At 68.9% G+C, this 20,384-nt stretch carries 18 protein-coding genes; 10 read left to right on the top strand and 8 right to left on the bottom strand.

The genetic code is table 11. The annotated features are described in order from the left end of the window. Positions 1–186: 186 nt before the first annotated feature. Positions 187–966: an IclR family transcriptional regulator gene (locus tag AQJ64_RS17365; RefSeq protein ID WP_055632530.1), complete on the top strand. Its 780-nt coding sequence runs from the start codon at positions 187–189 to the stop codon at positions 964–966. 25 nt (positions 967–991) lie between these two features. On the opposite strand, the gene AQJ64_RS17360 is transcribed toward AQJ64_RS17365, so the two are convergent. Next, positions 992–1,243, bottom strand: a complete 252-nt coding sequence (locus tag AQJ64_RS17360; RefSeq protein WP_240512516.1) for a hypothetical protein — start codon at positions 1,241–1,243, stop codon at positions 992–994. 45 nt (positions 1,244–1,288) lie between these two features. After that, positions 1,289–1,879: a hypothetical protein gene (locus AQJ64_RS50890; RefSeq protein ID WP_244902662.1), complete on the bottom strand. Its 591-nt coding sequence runs from the start codon at positions 1,877–1,879 to the stop codon at positions 1,289–1,291. A gap of 763 nt (positions 1,880–2,642) precedes the next feature. Between AQJ64_RS50890 and AQJ64_RS17350 the strand changes: the two genes are divergently transcribed. Next, positions 2,643–3,389 carry an SDR family NAD(P)-dependent oxidoreductase gene (locus tag AQJ64_RS17350; RefSeq protein ID WP_055632531.1) on the top strand — a complete coding sequence of 249 codons (747 nt, stop codon included), beginning with the start codon at positions 2,643–2,645 and terminating at the stop codon, positions 3,387–3,389. Positions 3,390–3,571: 182 nt separating this feature from the next. On the opposite strand, the gene AQJ64_RS45975 is transcribed toward AQJ64_RS17350, so the two are convergent. The 3 genes from AQJ64_RS45975 to AQJ64_RS17330 all read right to left on the bottom strand — a co-directional run bounded on the left by AQJ64_RS45975 (position 3,572) and on the right by AQJ64_RS17330 (position 7,097). Next, positions 3,572–4,018: an MEKHLA domain-containing protein gene (locus tag AQJ64_RS45975; RefSeq protein ID WP_079061766.1), complete on the bottom strand. Its 447-nt coding sequence runs from the start codon at positions 4,016–4,018 to the stop codon at positions 3,572–3,574. A 310-nt stretch (positions 4,019–4,328) separates the two neighbouring features. Then, entirely contained in the window at positions 4,329–5,837 is a 1,509-nt protein-coding gene (locus AQJ64_RS17335) for an MFS transporter (protein ID WP_055632534.1), read from the bottom strand. A gap of 123 nt (positions 5,838–5,960) precedes the next feature. After that, on the bottom strand, positions 5,961–7,097 hold the full coding sequence (locus AQJ64_RS17330; RefSeq protein ID WP_055632535.1) for an oxygenase MpaB family protein: 1,137 nt from the start codon (positions 7,095–7,097) through the stop codon (positions 5,961–5,963). A 263-nt stretch (positions 7,098–7,360) separates the two neighbouring features. On the opposite strand from AQJ64_RS17330, the gene AQJ64_RS17325 reads away from it, so the two are divergent. After that, positions 7,361–8,032, top strand: a complete 672-nt coding sequence (locus tag AQJ64_RS17325; protein ID WP_055632546.1) for a TetR/AcrR family transcriptional regulator — start codon at positions 7,361–7,363, stop codon at positions 8,030–8,032. 485 nt (positions 8,033–8,517) lie between these two features. On the opposite strand, the gene AQJ64_RS50125 is transcribed toward AQJ64_RS17325, so the two are convergent. Then, positions 8,518–8,739: an AMP-binding enzyme gene (locus tag AQJ64_RS50125; RefSeq protein ID WP_055632536.1), complete on the bottom strand. Its 222-nt coding sequence runs from the start codon at positions 8,737–8,739 to the stop codon at positions 8,518–8,520. A gap of 135 nt (positions 8,740–8,874) precedes the next feature. Here AQJ64_RS50125 and AQJ64_RS17315 point away from each other — a divergent pair, with 135 nt between their 5' ends. Next, positions 8,875–9,399, top strand: a complete 525-nt coding sequence (locus AQJ64_RS17315; protein WP_055632537.1) for a hypothetical protein — start codon at positions 8,875–8,877, stop codon at positions 9,397–9,399. Positions 9,400–9,749: 350 nt separating this feature from the next. Here the strand turns inward: AQJ64_RS17315 and AQJ64_RS17310 are convergent, their stop codons facing one another. Continuing rightward, a complete protein-coding gene (locus tag AQJ64_RS17310; RefSeq protein ID WP_055632538.1) occupies positions 9,750–10,721 on the bottom strand; it encodes an amidohydrolase family protein in 972 nt (323 codons plus the stop codon). A 386-nt stretch (positions 10,722–11,107) separates the two neighbouring features. On the opposite strand from AQJ64_RS17310, the gene AQJ64_RS17305 reads away from it, so the two are divergent. Continuing rightward, entirely contained in the window at positions 11,108–11,875 is a 768-nt protein-coding gene (locus AQJ64_RS17305) for a TetR/AcrR family transcriptional regulator (RefSeq protein ID WP_157880861.1), read from the top strand. Positions 11,876–11,949: 74 nt separating this feature from the next. Here AQJ64_RS17305 and AQJ64_RS17300 read toward each other — a convergent pair whose 3' ends face one another. Beyond that, entirely contained in the window at positions 11,950–14,031 is a 2,082-nt protein-coding gene (locus AQJ64_RS17300) for a thiamine pyrophosphate-binding protein (protein WP_055632540.1), read from the bottom strand. Positions 14,032–14,597: 566 nt separating this feature from the next. Between AQJ64_RS17300 and mftG the strand changes: the two genes are divergently transcribed. The 5 genes from mftG to AQJ64_RS17275 all read left to right on the top strand — a co-directional run bounded on the left by mftG (position 14,598) and on the right by AQJ64_RS17275 (position 20,361). Further along, entirely contained in the window at positions 14,598–16,211 is a 1,614-nt protein-coding gene (gene mftG / locus AQJ64_RS17295; RefSeq protein ID WP_063788670.1) for a mycofactocin dehydrogenase MftG, read from the top strand. A 47-nt stretch (positions 16,212–16,258) separates the two neighbouring features. Then, positions 16,259–17,677: an FAD-binding oxidoreductase gene (locus AQJ64_RS17290; protein WP_055632542.1), complete on the top strand. Its 1,419-nt coding sequence runs from the start codon at positions 16,259–16,261 to the stop codon at positions 17,675–17,677. Positions 17,678–17,910: 233 nt separating this feature from the next. Further along, entirely contained in the window at positions 17,911–19,137 is a 1,227-nt protein-coding gene (locus AQJ64_RS17285) for an FAD-dependent monooxygenase (protein ID WP_055632543.1), read from the top strand. 48 nt (positions 19,138–19,185) lie between these two features. Further along, complete coding sequence (locus AQJ64_RS17280) at positions 19,186–19,887, top strand: TetR/AcrR family transcriptional regulator (protein WP_055632544.1); 702 nt, start codon at positions 19,186–19,188, stop codon at positions 19,885–19,887. A 69-nt stretch (positions 19,888–19,956) separates the two neighbouring features. Then, positions 19,957–20,361 (top strand): nuclear transport factor 2 family protein, encoded by a 405-nt coding sequence (locus AQJ64_RS17275; RefSeq protein WP_055632545.1) that lies wholly within the window; start codon positions 19,957–19,959, stop codon positions 20,359–20,361. The last annotated feature ends 23 nt before the right edge of the window (positions 20,362–20,384 follow it).

Raw genomic sequence — 20,384 nt, 5'->3', positions numbered from 1 at the left:
ACCGAGGATCACGATCTTGGGTCTGTCTGCTGTGCTCATGCTCTTTCTCTCCCGTTGACCTTGAGCGAGGTGGTTACCGACTCCATGCAAGGGTCCGGTGGAATATGCATTGATAGAACAGGACTATCCATCCAACGAACATCGAAGGTAGGGTGAGCGGGGTCACGCTCGACAAAGGAGAGGCCCATGCCTCGCGCGAACGAACCCGGACGCTCAGTCAGCTCCCGGCTGTGGGACCTGCTGTTCGCCTTCGACCCCAACAACACCGAACTGAGCCTCGCCGGCCTGGTCAGACGTACCGGCATGCCGCACGCCACCGCCAGGCGCCTCACGCTCGAACTCGTCGAGGCAGGCGCGCTGGAGCGCACCAGCGACAATCGGTTCGCGATCGGCCTGCCGCTGTGGCGTCTCGGGACCCTCGCACCGCGCGCCGAGACGCTCCGCAGCGCCGCGCAGCCGTTCGTGGAGGACCTGTACACGGCGCTTCGCCAGCACGTGCAGCTGGCCGTCCTCCAGGACCACCAGGCCGTGATCATCGAGCGATTGTCGGCGGTCCACGCCGTCGGCCTGACGTCGCAGGTCGGCGGCCTTCTCCCCTTGCACTGCTCAGGTGTCGGCAAGGTGCTGCTGAGCCACAGCAGTCCGGCCTTCATCGATGAGGTGCTGGCGGGAAGGCTGCAACGCTTCACTTCCAGGACGATCGTGGAGCCCACCGAACTCCGTCGCGAACTGGCGTCCTGCCGCTCGACCGGAACGGTGGTCGTCAAGGAAGAGCTGACCGAAGGGGCCGAGTCGGTCGCGACGCGCATCGTCGACGGCAGCGGCAAAGTCGTCGCGGCCCTGTCCGTCGTGGTGGCCGCGGGCTCGATCAAACTGCAGGCGGTGGTTCCCTCACTGGTCGCGAGCGGGCTGGGACTGTCCAGGAGCCTCGGCTGGCGGCCGGGCATTCCCATTCGCGCCTCATAGCCCGCGGGGCGGGGGAACCGGCACGTCATGCCGACGGCTGGCACCGGGAGAGCTGTATATGGCCGAGGCGCCGTCCCTCGTCGGTCGAGAACCACACCCGGGTGGCCACGGCCTGCACCAGGAACGGCGGCAGGTCGGGCACGCGCCGGATGCGCATCTTCTGCAAGCACGTCACGATCGCCCGCCCTCCTCGCTCCCGACCGGTCACCTCGCTGGGCTCGGCCTCGACGGTGGGGTCCCATGGACGCGTCGTAGACGAGGAAACGTTCGCGGTCATGGACATTCCCGGCCGGGCCGTGGACGATCACGCAGTCGGGAAGCATCAGTGCACGCTGCTCCTCGTCGCCCTTCGTGATCGCGACGAGCCACGCCGCCTCCGCCTGGGCGACCGTGTCCGTGTCCGGCATCCGCCGCCGCCACGAGAGCGGCCACGCCGCCGAGCACGTATGCGGGGGAACGGGCTGAACCCCTGGATGGTGGTGAGGCGGATGCTGGTGGAGTACATGATCGCCAGGGAGCCGAACATACCGATCACGGTGACCACCGAGTTCGCGGCGAACGCCCGGTTCTTGAAGGCGCTCAGGAGAAGCGGCGGCTCGGCCACGCGACCCTCCGCGAAGACGAACAGCACGAGGAAGACGGCCGCGAGGACGAACGCGATGACGATCTGCGGGCTCCCCCAGCCGCTCTCGGGGCCCTGGATCACGGCGTACAGCAGAGCGAACAGGCCGAGCGCGGCAGTGATCTGCCCAGGCCGGTCGATGGATCGGCCCTCGGGCGAGGCCGGGTTCTGGGCGAGGGCCGGCGACAGGGCCACACTCACCACAGCGATGGCAAGGACACCGACGTACGCCCAGCGCCGGTTCGCGTTCCCGGCCCATCCGGTGTGGATCTTGGCGGCGACGCCTGCCAACAGCGGCCCGAGGAAGCCACCGACCGAAAGCGCCGAGGCCCGGACCGCCACGCCGCGCGCGGCCGGCAGTGGTGTGCGTGCCGGCCGCCACCCTGGCGAGGCTTGTCGGGAGGATCGCCGCTGCCCCGATGCCGTTGAGGACCTGGGCCAGGATCAGTAACGTCACCCGGGTGCCGGTCGACGATCCCTCACCCGGTACCAGGACCGCGAGAGCCGAGCCCACGACGATGAGCGCGGCGCCTCCGACGAGCAGACGCCTGCGGTCGAACAGGTCACCAAACACGCCGAAGCCCAGTTCCAACGCCGCGACGGGGATGAAGAAGGCGTCGACGGCACACAGCGAGCACCACCGCGGCGAGAGTGCCTGAACTCAGGGTGTATCTGCCACCCTCTCCCACTTTCGCACCGGGTGTTTCGATCTGAACCATGGACGACTCCTTGCGCGCAAAGCGCTGGTGTCGGAACCCGACGTTCGCCGCCGGACCTTGCTGCGGGTGCTTGTGGTCGCGGTCATTCCGGCAACACCGCTGCCGAACCGCCCCATGGGCCTTTCGCGGAGTTCCTCCGCGCGGCTCTTCGACCGAACCTGATTCAGGACGCTCGGCACGGTGACCAACCAGCGAGCAGCGACAAGGTAGGAAGTGACCCCCGTCACGCTCAATGGGGATGTTCATTGGACGGACAAGCCACCTCCCGTCGACGGCGCCGATGCGCACCATCCAGGAGTGAGACCGTTCGAGCGCTGGCCGAGGAGAGATGCGTCATGGCTGGGAGACTGACCGGCAAGATCGCCGTCGTGACCGGAGGCAGTAGGGGGATCGGGCAGGAGATCGCCCGCAGGCTCGCGTCGGAGGGCGCGGACATCGCGGTCGCGGACGTCGATCCGGCCGACGAGACGCGGACACTCGTCGAGGAGACCGGACGACGATTCTTCAGCGACAAGGTGGACATATCTGACGAAGATGCGATCCATGGGTTCGCCGTGCGGGTCCGCGATGAACTCGGGCCCGTCGACATCCTGGTGAACAACGCAGCCGTGGTTCTGCTGGCCGACTTCGACCATGTGACCTACGACGAGTGGCGTCGCACCTTTGCCGTCAATGTGGACGGTCCCTTTCTGACCTCCAAGGCGTTCCTGCCGCACCTGAAGGAGTCCGGGTCGGGCCGGATCATCAACATCACCTCGTCCAGCTACTGGACCGCGCCGCCGCCCTTCGTCTCCTACATCTCCGCCAAGGGCGCCCTGAACGGATTCACCTCCGTCCTGGCCGCCGGCCTCGGCGCCCACAACATCACCGTGAACGGCGTCGCCGCGGGTCTCGTCCGGACGGCCGCCGCCGTGGAGAACACGGACGAGTCGTTCTTCGCGCAGGCCGTGCAAGGGCAGAACATCAAGCGTGTGCAGATGCCGTCCGACGTCTCGGGCGCCGTGGCGTTCCTCGCCTCCGACGACGCCGCGTTCATCACGGGCCAGCTCATCGTCACGGACGGGGGGAGCACACGCCGCTAGAACTCCGGTGACGGGCCGTCGGGACACCCGTGCGTAGAGGTGTTCGCCACCCGCTCCCGCGAACCGACTCGTCTCCAGGGAATCCGGTCGAGGCGGACCGAGGACCGCCTCCTCTTCGATCAGCCGCCGAGACGGCTCGGACCGTCTGTCCGGTCGCGGGCCCATCGACGCGTCGAACATGATCAGCCGCCTGTACGGTCCTCTGGAACGTCCGTCCACGACCGGAACACGGCGGCCCGACCGTGGTGTGAGCCGTCGGCGTCCACCAGGTTCCACATCGTGACGTCCTCTATCCAGAATCTCCGGCCGGACTCGGCGATCCTCAGGCCTCGGTAGCCGGACGTGTACCCGCGTTCCGCCACCGATCGCACGAACGCCGCCCTGTCGCTCTGTCCCTCCGGAGCCGCGGAGAGAGCACGGACGGTCACAACGGGGCGCCGGTCAACCGCTGGTAGCTGGACAGGAGAAGCCGCGCGAAGGCGACGTCGTGGTGGGAGACCGCAGTCATCGACATGACCGTGGCGGCGGCGGGGCTTGTTCAAGGAGTCCGGCGAGGTCGTCAAGAACCCGCTGCTGGAGGTGATCCGGGAGGACTGGCGCAACGTCCTGCGGGCCTTCTGCCTCCGCATCACGGAGACCGCCAGGTACGCCGTCCCGGTCACCTTCGTGCTGTCCTGCGTGGACGACGGCGACACCCCCGACGTCACGAGCACCGCCCTCACCGCCTGGTACCGCCGCCGCGCTCGGCATCGCCGCCACCACGCTCTGGGGCCGCCTGTCGGACGGGTCGGCCGCCGTATTCGTCCTGATCGCCTTCGTGATCAGCTATGCCATCCCAACTGTCCGCCGTGGTCTCCGGGTTCACCCCCATGATCGCCACCGCGCTCCACTGCCCCCGGAGAGCGCCTTGGCTCCGGGAGCAGCTTGCGTGGTCGGGACTCACATGTGGACGACCGGCGCCGCGTCGGGGTCTTGCGCGGGGACGCCTCGGCGGTAGAGGAGGGCGCTGATGACCAGGCCGGCGGCGAAGAAGGCCGCGGACCACCAGTAGGCGGTGGAGTAGCCCTCCAGGCCGGCGCGGGCGAGGACCACCGGGTCCTGGGCGTCGCGGCCGTCGAGGTAGTTGGTGACGGCGGTGGTGGAGAGGGTGTTGAGGAGGGCGGTACCGAGGGAACCGCCGACCTGCTGCATGGTGTTGACGGCGGCGGAGGCGACGCCGGAGTCCTCGGCGGCCACGCCGGCGACGGCCAGGCTCATGGCGGGGGGCATCACCAGACCGAGGCCGAGGCCCGCGATGACCAGCGGAGGCAGGACGTCGGTGGTGTAGGTGCTGTTGAGGTCGAGGGAGGTGAGCCAGACCATTCCGGCGGCGGCCAGTCCCATGCCCAGTGGCACGACCGGCTTGGGGCCGATGCGGGGGATGAGGACGGTGGTGGCGAGGGTGGAGGCGAGCATGAGCCCGGCGACCATGGGCAGGAAGGCCAGGCCGGTCTTGACGGGGGTATAACCCAGGCTCTGCTGGAGGTAGTAGGTGAGGAAGAGGAAGACCCCGAACATTCCGGCGCCGCTGATCAGCACGGAGACGAAGGAGGCGCCGCGGTTGCGGTCGAGCAGGACGCGCAGCGGCAGCAGGGGGTGGGTGGAGCGGGTCTGCCACCAGGTGAAGGCGGCGAGCAGGATGCCGCCGGCCAGCAGATAACCCCAGGTCTGGACCGAACTCCAGTCGTGGCTCTCGGCGTTGGAGAAGCCGTAGACGAGGCAGAAGAGGCCGCCGCCGACGAGGAGCGCGCCGGGGATGTCGAGGGTGGCGGTCCTGTCGCGGGTGGTGCGCTTGAGCAGGAGCGCTCCGCCGACGAAGGCGACGGCGGCGAAGACGAGGTTGACGTAGAGGGTCCAGCGCCAGTCGAGGTGCTCGGTCAGCAGGCCGCCGAGCAGCAGGCCGATGGCTCCGCCGGCGCCGGCGATGGCGCCGTAGACACCGAAGGCCTTGGCGCGTTCCTTGGCGTCGGTGAAGGTCACGGTGAGCAGGGACAGGGCGGCGGGGGCGAGCAGGGCGCCGAAGACGCCCTGTGCGGCGCGGGCGGTGACCAGCATCTCGAAGCTGGTGGCGGCGCCGCCGAGGGCGGAGGCGCCGGCGAAGCCGACCAGGCCGACGAGGAAGGTCATCTTGCGGCCGAACAGGTCGGCTGTCCGGCCGCCGAGCAGGAGCAGGCTGCCGAAGGCGAGGGCGTAGGCGGTGACCACCCACTGCCGGTCGCCGTCGGAGAAGCCCAGGTCCTTCTGTGCCGAGGGCAGGGCGATGTTCACGATGGTCGCGTCCAGGACGACCATGAGCTGGGCCACGCCGATGACGGCGAGGATCCACCAGCGGTGACGCGGCGGTGCGTCGGAGGGAGGGAGCATGGACACGGTGGCCGTGTCCGACGCGGGCGTTGATGTTTGGGACATGACGAAACTCCTGAAGAGAGAGGAAGAGGAACTGTTGAACGGTGCGGGACGGCTGCGTCGTCGGAGCTCGTCATGTGCTGTGCCGGTGGTGGTTGGTGAGGTAGGGCGGACGCGGTAAGGCGATCAGGCCGCCACGGCGTCCGGGCGAGCGCCTTCCGTGGCCTTGCGGTGCGAACAGCCGCGGGGCAGGACGGCGGCTGCCTTGAGCTGCTGGGCGGGTCCCGCCAGGGCTCGGCGGCGGGCTTCGTGGGCCGCGGCGGGGGAGTAGGTCTGCCAGTAGCGGGCCTCACGGTTGAGCCGGCTGATCAGCGGGATGAGATCGGTCGAGGACGGGACGGCGGGGATCCCCAGGCGATCCGCCGACTCCTCACCGAAGGTCCGCCGGAGCACGCTGTGGATGAGGTGACGCAGTTGCTCCTCGGACAGGTCGACGCCCGGTGTACCGGCCAACGCGCGGGCCTGCGCGCCGATCATGGCGGCGGTCAGAGCACGGGAATTCTCGTCGGGTGCGGGCGTCGTGAAGTCCAGCAGGTCCAGCAGCCGGCCCGCGCCGGCGTGGTCGCCGATGTCCCGGTGGAGGCTTTCGTCGAGTCCCAGGAGGTGAGCGACGTACGACCAGTACTGGTAGAGGTAGCGCTCCTCGTCAGGGGTGACGCCGATGCCGACGGCATCCAGGGCCCGGAAGGCGGTGAGGGTGAATCCGAGCCAGCTGCGCGCCATGTCGAGCTGTCCGGTCGGCAGGCCTTCGGCGCCCCGGTCCCAGTCCTCGATGGCATCGGCCCGCATCCGGGCGTGGTGCAGCCGGACCCCGACGGTGGCCAGGTAGCCCGGCCGTCCGCGCAGCAGCCCGCCGGGCCGGACGGTCTGGCGTGCCCACACCGCCGCCTCCGCGAGGCGGGGCGCGGCCAAGTCCGTCGTTCTGCCTGTCCTGGCCAGCTGTTGTGCCGTGGCCCGGGAGGAATAGGTGTGGGCGAGCGCGCTGGTGACGGAGCAGAGCTGGAACCACATGGGGGGTATGGACAGGCTGGTGACGTCGCCGCGATGGAGCATCAGGGGGTCGACCCAGGCGGGAGGCGTCTCCAGGTGCCGCAGCAGTGCGGCCACGGCGGTGGGGGGCTCCGTGCCCAGGCCCGCCAGGCCGTTGCTCAGGCCTGCGTCGAGGGCCTGCCGGGCGGGTGTGCCGTGGAGGTCCAGTTCGGCGATGACGGCATCGGCGAGTGGATCCCCGGCTGTGAGCAGGGTCAACAGGTGCGCGGTCATGCGGCACTCGCTTTCGGAGAGGGGGGGCCGGCTCCGGCGTACGTTGGTCGGGTCGACCGTGGTGGGGGTGGGTGGTTCCGGTGGTGATTCGTGCGGGTCGGCCCTGCGAGGAGCGGCCGACCCGACCGCTTGCCTCCTGCCGCAAGCGCTCTGACACCTGTCAGATTAGCTTTATTCTGACGAGTGTCAAGTAAGCTGTCGACGGGCCCCCGAGCTGGTGCCCAGTCCCCAGAGGTCCGGGGCGATCGGTGAGGAGGCAAGTGGTGGCAGCCAGAACAGAACCCGCCCGACGGCCGGGGCGCCCGAGCGCGGACACGCGTGCCGTACCCGACGAGGAGAGCATCCTGCTGCGCGGCCTGGAGGCCTTCGCCGAGCTGGGGTACGACGGCGGTTCCGCGCGGGAACTGGCCCGGCGCCTGGGCGTCAGCCACAACTTCATCAACGACCGCTACGGGTCCAAGGCGGCCTTCTGGCGTGCGGTGATCGACGCCGCCCTGCGGGCCCAACTGGAGTGCCTGCCGCAGACGGACCCCTCGCTCGACGATGCCGAGCAACTCCGCCTGATCATCGCCGGGTTCTACCGGAGCGCGGTGGACACGCCGTTGATCGGACGGGTCCTCGTCGACGAGTTCTCCCGGGACACGGAGCGGCTGGACTACCTCTACGAGCAGTACATCGCTCCGACTCTGCAGCTCATGGTGCCGAGTATTGAACGGCTCGTCGCTGCCGGACGCATGGCGCCCATCCCGATGGACGTCATGTTCTTCGCCGTCATCCCTCCGGTCTCGGGCATGCTGGACGGGCCTTTGGCGCGGCGCCTGGGCAGGCCGGACCCCGCCTCGCCGGAACAACTCACCGCCACGGCAGAGCAGTTGGCGCGCCTCGTGGTCAACGGACTGCTCGCGACAGGGGCGGAGGACGGCCGCGGAGCCTGATCCGGCGGCCCCGTCCCGGTGCGCGCTGGACGGTGACCAGGGTGCGCAACTCGGCGGTGGACAGCACGACCCGACCACCGCTGGTGATTACGTCCTCAACGACAACCACTCCGCGTCCGGCGATCTCCGCGCCTTCGGCCAGGGGGGCGTTCCATCGCGCGGACGGGACCGTCGCGTCCCGCGAGGCGCACCAGGGCGCCGGGGGTACGTGAGCCGCCGGTGGTGCCGGCGGCTCACCGCGGCGGCGTCGCGGTGAGCCGGATCTGGATGCCATGCAAAAGGGGCCTTCGCAGGCTTCGCCTGCGAAGGCCCCTCGAGCCGCCGGGACGTCAGGGTGTGAACAGAACCCTGCCGACCCCGTGGCCGGCGAGCGGTCAGGCAACCTTCTCCCCGGTGCCCTGACCGTCGAGGTAGAAGTCCTCTCCGCGGCGGATCTTGCCTGACACGGTCTTGGGCAGGTCACTGACGAAGTGGATCTGGCGTGGCTATTTGCAGGGTGCGGTCAGGCGCTTGACGTGGTCCTGCAGTTCCTCGGCGAGTTGGGGTGAAGGGGCGGCGTCGGGGTGCAGGATCACGAACGCGGTGACGATCTGGGTTCGGTCGGGGTCGTCCTGTCCGGCGACCGCGGCTTCGATGACGGCCGGATGTTCGACGAGCGCCGATTCGACCTCGAACGGACCGATGCGGTATGCCGAGGACGTGATCACATCGTCCTGGCGGCCTTCGAACCAGAAGTAGCCGTCGTCGTCACGGCGGGCCTTGTCGCCGGTGGGAGCCGTTGGTGAACGCGGCCGCGGTGGCGTCGGGATCGCGCCAGCGCGGCCACGATCGCCCTGATCTCAGTGGTCTCCATCATCGGAGCCGGCGTCGGCTACCCGCTGGCCGCGCTGCTCGCCGAGTTCGGCGGACTGCGGGCCGTCTACGGCCTCGGTCTGCTCGTCACCGCCATTGCCTTCGTGACCGCGTGGCGCTCCATGCCCGCAGCTTCCGAAGGCCGCTCCGCTCACGTGAACGTGGCCGGTGCGCTCGTCCTGGCGGGTGGACTGCTCCTCGTCCTGTTCCTGGCCGGCGAAAGGAGCCTGTGGAGCCGACACCTCGCCGTGGCGGTGACCCTTGCCGTCGCCGCCGTACTCCTGCTCTGCGTCTGGACCGTTTCCGAACTGCGAACCAAGACGCCCCTGGTGGTCGTCGAAGTGGTGGCCCCAGGTGCCGGGCACGCCTCCGTGCTGACCGCGCAGGATGTCCTCGATGATCTCGAAGTCGCCGGCCCGGCCGTGAGCCTGCTCACGGCTCAGCTGGACCATGCCGCCGGACGTCGGCGAACATCTCGGCCCAGGGGTGCCGTGGTCGCCATGACGGTGTCCTGACGAGCCGTGGCGAGTGCGGCGGGGAGTCGGCGGAGGGCGGAGTCGTCGAAGTAGCGGTGTGCGGTCGCGCGGTCTGCGCCGGCGATCGCCGGGAGTTCGGCCATGGCTTGCCGGACGAAGTCGGCCGGCGCGGTAGGGCCGACTGTCTGATCCGCCGTGATCGCCTGGTTCAGCGGTCCCGGCGGCGCGGGTAAGTCCGACGGTTCGGTCGTCTCGACGCCGATGGTCGTCATCGCGGATCCCCTCGCTGCTCAGCTCCCGTGGTAAGGAGATGAGCGGCGGTGCGGGCCTCATTTCAGAAAGCGGGAAACAGCACGCATATGAGCCGGCGTCACGACCGACGTATCGGATCACTTGCCCAGCCTGAGAAGCTTTTCGGTGTTGACATGGGCGATCTTCTCCTTGTCCGGTCGGCTCAAGGGCAGGCGGTCGAGGAACTCACGAGCCGCGGTGTTGCCGCTGAAGGGGTAGTCGACGGAGAACAGGATTCGGTCGGTGCCCAACGCGTGCAGGGTCGCCGCGAAGGGTGCGTAGTCGAACAGCCCGCTGGTGGTGACGTAGAGGTTGTCGGTGAAGTAGTCGACGACGGGCCTGTCCAGGCCGGCGACCGGGTTGAGTACCGAGTTCGCCCGCCAGATCATCGACGGAAGCGCCTCGCCCATATGCCCGATGATGATCTGCAGGTTCGGGAAGCGGTCGAACACACCGCCCAGGATCAGCCGCAGCACATGCAGTCCGGTGTCGATGTGCCAGCCCCAGGCCGCATTGGCGAGGATCTCGCTGACGACCGGGGTGAAGCCCGCGTAGCTGGCCTCGAACACCGGCTCCGGCGGCCGGGTGGGGTGCAGATAGATCGGCACGCCGAGGTTCTGGGCGGCCTCGAACACCGGCCAGAAGAATGCGTCGTCCAGGTAGCGGCCGCCGACATGGCCGTTGACCATCGCGCCGACGAAGCCCAGGTCGGTGACAGCCCGGTCGAGCTCCCGGGCGGCGGCCCGGGGATCGGGCATGGGCAGGGCGGCGAAGCCGGCGAACCGGTCGGGGTGGGCGGCGACGGCCTGGGCCAGGGCGTCGTTGGCCACCACGGACAGCCGTACGGCCGCGTCCGCCGGGAGGCTCTCCGGGCCGGGCACGGTGTGGGAGAGCACCTGGACGTCGATGCCCGCGGCGTCCATGTCCGCGAGGCGTCGATCACCCAGGTCGAGGAGCGGGCCGATGAAGTGGGGGATCGTCTCCTCGTACAGACGGCTGATCGGATGGTCGGCGGTCGCTTCCCGCAGCGCCTGGGTGAGGAAGTGCTCCTCCAGAGCGATGATCTTCATGCTGACTCCTTGCGTTGGTGATGGCGCGGTCGGTCTCGCCGCGCGTGAAGCAGGGGAGGACCCCGTCGGGGGACTGCTCGTCGTTGCCCGGCTCGACTCGGGTTTCACAGCTGCCCGCGCGCTCCGTTCGAAGGGGGGCACCGTGAGCGAGTGGGACCCGAGAGCGAGTGGGAGCCGTCCATTTCCTTGTGGCGCGGGGCAGCGCCTGAATCCGGGGGAAAAGCGTGCCGGGCAGGCTCCAGGGGCGTGGTGAGGCGACACCAGCCGAAGCCTGACGCAGGCGCACGGAACTCGCTGGGACGTCCGCGGTTGCTCCGCCCCGGTCGCCGACATGGTGACGAGAGAACTTGGCGGGTACAGGTTTTCGCTGCCCTAGAATTCCCTCCGTGGCGACCACCAGTGACACTCGAGGAGTGCCCCCGACACAAGCCGAGAACGTGCCCGGCGAAGGCGCCGTCGGCGAGACGAATGTCGACCGTCGCGCAGCGCTCATCGCGGCGGCGCTTGAGCTGTTCGCCAGAAAGCCGTACGAGGACGTTTCGGTCGACGAGGTCTGTGGGCGGGCCGGAGTCGCGCACGGCCTGCTGTCGTACCACTTCGGAGGGAAGCGCGGCCTCTTTGCGGCCGCCATTCGGCAGGCATGGGAAGAACTCGTCTCCTATGAGAAGCCACGTGACACGGAGCTGACGGCCGTCGAGCGCGTCCACGGCTTTCTGTTCCGGCACTTCGAGTACGCGCGTCTGCACCCGGAGCGATTCGCGATCATGATGAGGACGGGCCACGCGGATGACAAGGTGCGGGAGGTGCTCCAGGCAGCCCGACTCGACGCGCTGGCCGAGATCTCCGCGTCATTGGGATGCCCGGAAAGCGCGCCGCCGCAGTTGCAGGCGGCGCTCACCGGCTGGAGCGGCTACGTCGACGCCGTCACGGTGACCTACCTCGACAACCTCGACCGGCTCAGCGCCGAAGACGTCACCGACATGTGCGCCCAGGTCCTGGTGGCTTCCGTGCGCAGTGCCTACAAGTTGCCGACGGATGCCGCCGCGGAGCTGGACGCGCTGACCCGTGTCACGGGCGGGCACTCCTCTGCCGAGCGCCAACGTGAGCGGATCGGCGCGGCCATGCCGACCGGTCCCACGGGCCGGCCCTGCTGAGCAGGACGCACCCGCCGTCGGGGGCACGCCCGGCGAGCGCCTGGAGGTCACCGAGCGCCTCGGGCCGTTGCGCGTCAGCTCGGCCACGAGCCCTCCACGGAACGGTCGCCGTGGCCGAATTTGCGGGTGGTCTTGGGGTCCGGGTCGGGCCACCCGTTGAGCGAGAGGTGCAGGGTGCTCCCTGACGTCATCACCTCGATGAAGTAGGGGCCGTCCGCTTCGATCGCGCGCCGGATCGCCGGAGCGATGTCGTCCGCCTTCTCGACCCGCTCACCGGGCACCCCCATGCTCCTGGCGATCGTGGTGTAGTCGGTCTCCTCGGGAAGGTCCGTCCAGTGCGTCAGGGGCAGTGCGTTGACGCCGTGCTCACGGCCGCGCCGGCCGCCGTACAGGCCGCCGTTGTTGAGCACGATGCACACGACCTTGAGGTTGCGCTCGGCGAGCACCGAGAGATCGCTGCTGTCGTAGTAGAAGCCGCCGTCGCCGCCGACGCTGACCACCAGCCGGTCGGGCGCGGCGAGCTTGGCACCGATCGCCACGGGCAGCGTCGACCCCAGGGAGTCGTAGTGGAAGCCCAGCGGGTTGGCGAACCCGGACGGGTACTTGTCTTCCCGGAAGACCATTCCGGGCACCATGAAGCCCTCGTCGTTGACGAGGATGGTGTCCGGCGGGACCTCCTGTGCCAGGGCCTGGCCGACGGCGGCGGGCATGATCGGGTCGGCTCCGACGAAGGAACTCAGCAGTTGGAGGTAGGACTCCTTGGCCTGGGCGATCTTCGCCAGCCTGGCCGGGTCGCCGCCGTCCGAACGCCGGAGGCCGGATGCTTCCAGCCGGCCGCTCAGCTGCGCCAGGAACTTTCCGGCGTCGGCGACGACGCCGACGGTGGGCTGGAAGATCCGTCCCAGCTGCGCCTGCTCGATGTCGACGTGGACGACCTTCTCCGGCTTGGCCAGCGACCATGACGCGGTGGCCGTCTGGGAGAACGAGAACCCGACCGCGATCCACAGGTCGGCCTCTTCGGCCAGTTGGGTGCCGGTGCCGAAGTAGCCCCAGCCGCTCATGTCGCCCGCGTACAGGGGATGGTCGTCGGGCAGCACCCCCCGACCGCCGGGACCGCTGGAGACGACCGGGATCCCGGTGGCCTCGACGAACCGGCGCAGCTCGGCCGTCGCGTCGGCCATGTGGACGCCCGCGCCCGCGAGCAGCACCGGCCTGGAGGCCGACTTGATCAGCTCGATCGTCCGCCGCACGGCTTCCTCGTCCGCCGCGGGCGGCGACGGCAGCGTGAGCGGCTCGGTCTTGATCGTGGTCTTCTGGTACATCGCCTCGTGCGTCAGGTCGAGCACCGCCGGGCCGAACTTGCCGGTGCTCGCGGCGAGCACCGCCTGGCGCACGGCCAGCGGCAGATCCTGGCCGTCGACGATCCGCCTGACGTACTTCGCCAACGGCTTGAACGCCGAATACAGCTCCGTCCCGTCCTGCAACGCGTCGCGCAGATCCCACACCGCCGCGTTCTCCATCAGCATGTACACCAGGGGCGTGGAGTCGAGCTTGGCCGCGAGCACCACCGGCGCGGCGTGCAGCGAGCCGACACACCACATCAGCGTCGCCGAGGCGGCCCGCCGCTTCACGCGGTTGTAGCCGTACGACATCCACGCCGCCGACAGCTCGGTGCGGGCGTTGACGTTGGGCACACCCTGTCCGACGACGCTCCGCTGTACGGAAGTGGTCATGCCGCCCGAGTAGCCGAAGACGTACTCCACGCCGCACGCGGTCAGTGTCTCGACCAGCGCCTCCGAGCCCTCCCTGAACGCCACCCGGGCGTCGGAACCGGCGCGCACGCCCTCCATCGACGCGATCATCTTGAACTGTCCGAACTCCGCCTCCGCCCGCCCCTCCAGCACGTCTCCGTCGATCTCCGCACGGAAACGCCACGGAGCCGGCAGATGCCCGAAGGTCATCGTCCACGACAGCCGGCTCCCGTCCACGAATCCTTCGCCGGTGCCCGTCCCGTCAGCGCTCTCGATCTTCACGGACAGCGAGTCACCGTCCCGGGACAACTCCAGCACCGCGTCGTGTGCGGGACTCAGGTCCGGGCGCAGCGTGATCTCCCACCTGCCGTCGATCTTGGTCTCGGGCCGGTCAACAATCGTCATCGGAATTCTCCTCACACGTGCCTTGGGATCATTCGCTCTCAGGAAACGGGGGTCTCGGGCCGGCGTCGGCCTCGTCCGTGACCGGACCGCGTGCACGGTCGCTCTCTCGACGGGAGTGCCGGAATGGACCGGTCGGCGAGCGCACGGCGCCGTTGTGGATCGGTCGGCGACCGCATGCCGCCACTGGTGATCAGGGGTGTTCGCGCCATCGAGCCCGGAGACCGCGCGCCCGTTCCGCGCCCGGCCGGAGGCACGGCTCCGCCGAAAGGGGACTGACTGCCAGTCAGTGCGCCACAGCATGCCCCCGCCGACCAGCAGCGTCAAGGGGCGCGCGTGTCCCGGCCCGAGTCTGTGAGTGGGCTGTTCATCATGGCGAAATCTCTGTGGAACGCGGCGGTTGACGCACAGTCTGACGGGTGTAAGTATTCCGGCAGACCTGACTGCCAGTCAGTCGCCGGCGACGGATCCCCGGGAGTCTTCCCGTGGGCCGCCGGCGACCGCGCAGGGACGACTGAGCCGCAATTCAGCGCGTCCCGCATGTCTGAAGCCGAGAACGGAGCGGACTTGTGGCTGGAACATTTGACGTGATCATCGTGGGTGCGGGATCCACCGGCGGGGCCCTCGCGGCGAGACTCAGTGAGGATCCCGACCTCACCGTGCTGCTGCTGGAAGGCGGCCCGGTCTACTCGACCGCCGACGAGATGCCCCAGGAGCTGCTGGCTCCCGCGGTCGTCGCGGCCGGAGCACCTGGGCACCCGAACAACTGGGCCTACATGGGAGAGGTCCGGCCCGGCCTCCGCATCCCCTATCCGCGCGGCAAGGGGCTGGGAGGCTCCAGCTCGATCAACGGGTGCTACTACATCCGGGGCCTCAAGGACGACTTCGACACCTGGGTCAAGCTCGGCAACGACGAGTGGGCCTTCGACAAGGTCCAGCAGTACTACAAGCGCATGGAGCGTGACCTCGACTTCGACGGGGACGCCCATGGCTCCGACGGACCGATCCCGGTCATGCGCGAGCCCCTGGACCGGGCCCCGGAGTTCACGTCGGCGTTCGACGACGGCTGTCACGCCCTGGGCTTCGGGTCCGACCCGGACAAGAACGACCCTCGGCCCGAGGGCGGTGTGGGACCCGTCCCGCTGAACATCTTCGAGGGCCGCCGGATCGGTACCGCCCTCGCCTACCTGCTGCCCGCGACGGGCCGGCCGAACCTCACCATCGTGGGCCACGCGGTCGCGCGTCGCGTGCTGACCGAGAAGTCGCGCGCGGTGGGCATCGAGGCCATCGTCGACGGCCGCCCTCAGGTCTTCCGCGGGGACGAGATCGTCATCTCGGCCGGAGCGCTGCGCTCGCCGCACCTGCTGATGGTCTCGGGCATCGGCCCGGCGGAACACCTGCGCGAACACGGCGTCGACGTCGTGCACGACCTGTCCGGCGTCGGCCGGCACATGACGGACCATCCCATGGTGAGCGCCGCGTGGGACTCGCGCCTCGATCTGGTCAAGCAGCCCGAGCGCGGTGCGATGACCTCCGTGCTCCACTGGACCGACGAAGGCTCCGACCTGGAGATCCTGCCGTTCGTCACGAAGAACAGCGACATGCTGGGCATGACGGACGTCTTCGCGCGCCCCGTCCAAGCCGCCAAGGCGATGCGCGGCACCTCGGCGAAGGCCGTCACACGGCAGGCACGCGCGCTGCGACACGCGATGCTGGGGATCGTCGTCGAGAAGCAGGAGAGCCGTGGCGCGGTCACGCTCGTCTCGGGCGACCCAGACCAGCTGCCCGACCTGCGATGGAACCTGTTGAGCGAGCCGCAGGACCATGTTCGCTTCCGTGCGGCGATCCGTGTGGCGTTCGAGATCTTCAACTCCGCCGGACTGCGCGAGATCGGCGCCTCCATCGTCGGGCTGGACGCCAAGACGGTCGGCGACGACAAGAAGCTGGACCAATGGGCGTTCGACCGCGTCGGTGGCGGTCATCCTTCGGGCACCTGCCGGATGGGACCGGCCTCCGACGACCAGGCCGTCGTGGACCAGCATCTGCGCGTGCACGGGATCGACGGGCTGAGGGTCGCCGACACCTCGATCTTCCCGACGATCACGTCCCGCGGTCCGAACGCGACCGCGATGATGGTCGGCGAATACCTCGCGGACCTCATGAAGCACGAAGCGGCGCACTGAATCCGGGTCCATCAGGACACAAGAGAACACAGCCGAGAGGAGTTCACATGAGCTCGATCGAGAAAGTCCCCGGGGGAGCCGCTTTTCTGTCCGTGTTCAAGGGCGACGTCATCACGGCCACGTCACCCTCGTACGACACGGCGCGCAGCCTGTGGAACGGGGACATCGACCGCAGGCCGCTGGCGGTCGTCAAGGCCACCGACGACGACGATGTCGTCGCCGCCGTCCGGCTGGCCCGAGAGGCCGAACTGCCGCTGGCCATTCGCGGCGGCGGCCACAGCTACCCCGGCCACTCGATGTGCGACGACGGGATAACGCTGGATCTGTCGAGGATGGGGAACGTCGTCGCGGACCCCACGACGCGGCGCGTGCGTGCCCAGGGAGGTGCTCTCCTCGGCAGCGTGGACACCGCGACCCTCCAGCACGGGCTGGTCATGCCGGCCGGAATCGTGTCCCACACCGGACTGGCCGGCCTGGCTCTCGGCGGCGGGATCGGTTACCTCACGCGGTCGTTCGGCATGACCTGCGACTCCTTCGTCCGGCTGCGCCTGGTCACGGCCGAGGGCGAGATCATCCACGCGAGCGAGGAGGAGAATCCCGACCTCTTCTGGGCCCTTCGCGGCGGCGGCGGCAACTTCGGGGTCGTCACCGAGTTCGAATGCAACACACAGGTTCTCGGGCCGGTCCAGGGGGGTCCGCTGGTCTACTCGATGGCGGACGCCGTCGACGTGCTGTACAGGTTCGGGCAGCTCATGAAGCAGGCGCCCCGCACGCTGAGCATCACCTGCGCCCTGGGCCTGGACGCCAAGCAGATCCCGCCCGCCACGGAGGCGGCCGCCGGACACCGGCTCCTCGTGGCCAACGTCGTTTACCGCGGGGAGCCCGACGACGAGATCCTGCGCGAGGTGCGCAGTGTGGGCAAGCCCTTGTTCGACGCGGTCGCGATCAACGACTTCCGCGTGATCCAGACGGCCTTCGACGAGATCGCGGGGTACGGCGCGGGCTGGTACATGAAGTCCGGACTGACGCGCGAGCTGTCCCGGCCCCTCGTCGAGGGTGTGGTCGAGCACGCCGTGGAGTACCACGACAAGATCTCGTCCGGCGCCGTCCAGCGCGAGGTCTTCGCGGTGCAGTCGCTCGGCGGCGCGGTCCAGGACCTGGACGACGACGCCACCGCGTACAGCGGACGGGCCGCCGAGTGGCACATCGGCGTCGAGGTCGGCTTCACCACCGCCGAGGACCGCGAGCGCATCGTGCCCTGGACCCGCGACACATGGACGAAGACCAAGTCGCTTCTCGACCTGAGCACGTCCTACGTGAACCTGAACTTCGAGCCGGGTGAGAACGCGCTGGCCGACGTGTTCGGAGCCGGCAAGTACGAGCGACTCCGCAGGATCAAGACGGAGTACGACCCCACCAACCTGTTCAGCCACAACTTCAACATCAAGCCGCTGCCCACAGGCTGACGCCTGACTCGGGACAGTCCGACAACTCCATCGAACCCGGGGCGGTGCAGTCCGCCTCTTCGTCGACCGGCCCGCCGCGGACAGCCGCGGCTCATCGCCGGCACCCACAGGACGGCCGAGGCTCCTCGCACGCCTGGCGTGGCCCTGCCCTCCCGTATGAACCATCTCGTGAGCTGACCACATGACGAATTTGGTCAGCTCATGCAAACTGCCAGCTCAGGAGGTATGAAGGCATGGAGGTACAGAGCGGCAAGGAACGCCGGGTTCTTGTGGTCGGGCTCGGTATCAGCGGAATCGCGGCCGCCTTGCGGCTGCGGCAGATCGGATGGACGCCGGTCGTCATCGAGCGGTCCCCGGCCCGGCGCACCGGCGGCTACTTCATCGCACTGTTCGGAGGCGGCCGGCAACCGGCACAGCGCCTGGGCATCCTCGACAAACTGAGCAACCGCACCCCTCCGGGGACCGTCCAGTACGAGTTCGACCGCGCCGGGAGCCGTCGGCGTGGTGCCCTCAGTTACGCCGACCTGCCCGGCACTCCCTGGATGACGGTGCGCGGCGATGTCGAGGAGGCCGCCTTCATGGCGCTGCCCGACGATGTCGAGATCCGCTACTCGACGGTGCCGACCCGTATCGAACAGGATGCCCATGGCGTGGACGTCACGCTGACCGACACCACGGACGACACCTCGGTCACGGAGCGGTTCGATCTGGTGGTCGGTGCGGACGGGCTGCGCTCCACCGTGCGGTCCCTCGTGTTCGGCCCACACGAGAAGTACCTGCACCGGATGAACTACATGGCGGTCGCCTACAAGCTTCCCGGCCCGCTCAGCGAACTCCATCCGGACGACGGCGCCACCCTGTTCGAGCCCAACCGGTCGCTGTGGGTCTTCCCCTTCAGCGGTGGTCTGCAGACGGTGCTGCTCAACTACCACACCGACGACGTGGACGCAGAGTTCAGCCAGACGCCGGCCCGGCGTGTACGCGCGGCGTTCGGTCCCGAGCCCACCGGCCGCCTGCTGGGCGAGGTGCTCGACGCGCTCGACACCGCCGACGACCTGTTGTTCGACTCGGTCGAGCAGACACGGATGGACAGCTGGTATCGCGGCCGGGTCGTACTCGTGGGCGACTCCGCCTGGTGCGTCAGCCTGTACGCAGGCATGGGCGTCTCGATGGGGATCACCGGGGCGGACCTCCTCGGTACGATGCTGGACCGCAACCCCACGGATGTGCGCCATGCCCTGTCCGCATGGGAACAGACCCTGCGCCCCCATGTGGACGTGTTCCAGCAGAACGGCCTCGACCAGCGCGTGTTCTTCGTGCCCGCCAACAACAAAGAGCTGGCGATACGCAAGGCCCTGAACGTGGGAATGCGGGCTCCGGGGATCTCACCCCTGCTCAAACGGATGGTGACCGGCAACAAGGCCGGCCTGCTCAAGGACCGCGACCTCTCCCTGGTATGAGACCGGCTCGCCGCCCGTGGACCCACGCGAAACAGCAAGGAAACGACGATGACAGCACTGGCCGAACACGACTCCGCCACGGCGGCCCGGATTCTCGTCGCGACCAGGGAACTGGTCCTCAAGCGTGGCGTCAAAGGGCTGACCGTTGCCGAGATCGCGGAGAAGGCACACGTCGGCAAAGGCACGGTGTACCTGTACTGGGGCACCAAGCACGACCTTCTGTTCGGGCTGTTCGCCAGGGACTTCCTGACGTTCCTGGAGGGTGAGATCGAAACGCTGCGCGCGGACCCCACCATCTGCCGTCCGCATGTGCTCGTCCCGCAGATCGCCCGCAACGCCGTGCGCTACCCGTTCGTACGCGCGATGCAGACCGGCGACGACGACCTGCTGGGCGTTCTCGCCCAGCATCCGCGCAGCGTGGAACTGCTCGACCTGCTGGGCCCCACAGCGCTGATGTACACGGTCCTGCCGGTGTGGCGCGAGCACCGGCTGGTACGGACCGACTGGCCCCTCGATGAGCAGGCCTACGCCCTGCAAGCACTCATGACCGGCTTCCTCGGCGCCGTCACCGGGCCGCAGGCCCCGAGCGTCGTCACGGTCGACGACCCCGACCGGGTCATGGCCGCCACGGTGACGGCCCTGCTCGGCCCCGAGGAAGCCGGCCCGGACGAGACCCGCGCAGCCGCCGAGGAAGGCCTGCGTCTGCTGCGCGAGCGACGCGACGCCGTGCTCGCCCTGATCGCCACCTGACCCGAGAGAACACACAGTCCAGAACCGGAGCGTTTCCGGTTCGAGTTGAGAGACGACGGAGGCACCAACATGACCGAGACGACCGGGGCAACCCCCGTGAAGGACACCGTCATCGACCGCTACATCAGTATCTACGACCGTACGGCGTACGAGCCCGAGGCCCTGAAGGAGCTTGAGACGATCTTCGCACCGGACGCCGTCGTCGAGCTCGCCGACGGAATGGAACCGGCGACCGGTCTGCCCGCGATCATGGCGGTGTACGAGCACCTGGCCAAGGGCATGGCCGACAGCAAGCACTTCTGGACCGTCACGGAGCTCGACGACGGCAGGCTGGAGTGCCACTGGATCCAGGCCGCCCGCGGGACCGACGGCCGCCTCATCGGCCAGAGCGGCATCGAGCAGGCCACCGTCAACGCCGACGGGCAGATCACCCACCTGGTCAACCGGTTCGTACCGGTCGTCGGCTGGGTCTGAGAAGAGTTCCGGCTTCTCCGACT

Source organism: Streptomyces griseoruber (assembly GCF_001514205.1).
Classification (GTDB): domain Bacteria; phylum Actinomycetota; class Actinomycetes; order Streptomycetales; family Streptomycetaceae; genus Streptomyces; species Streptomyces griseoruber.
This window is presented reverse-complemented; position numbering and strand designations above follow the sequence as displayed.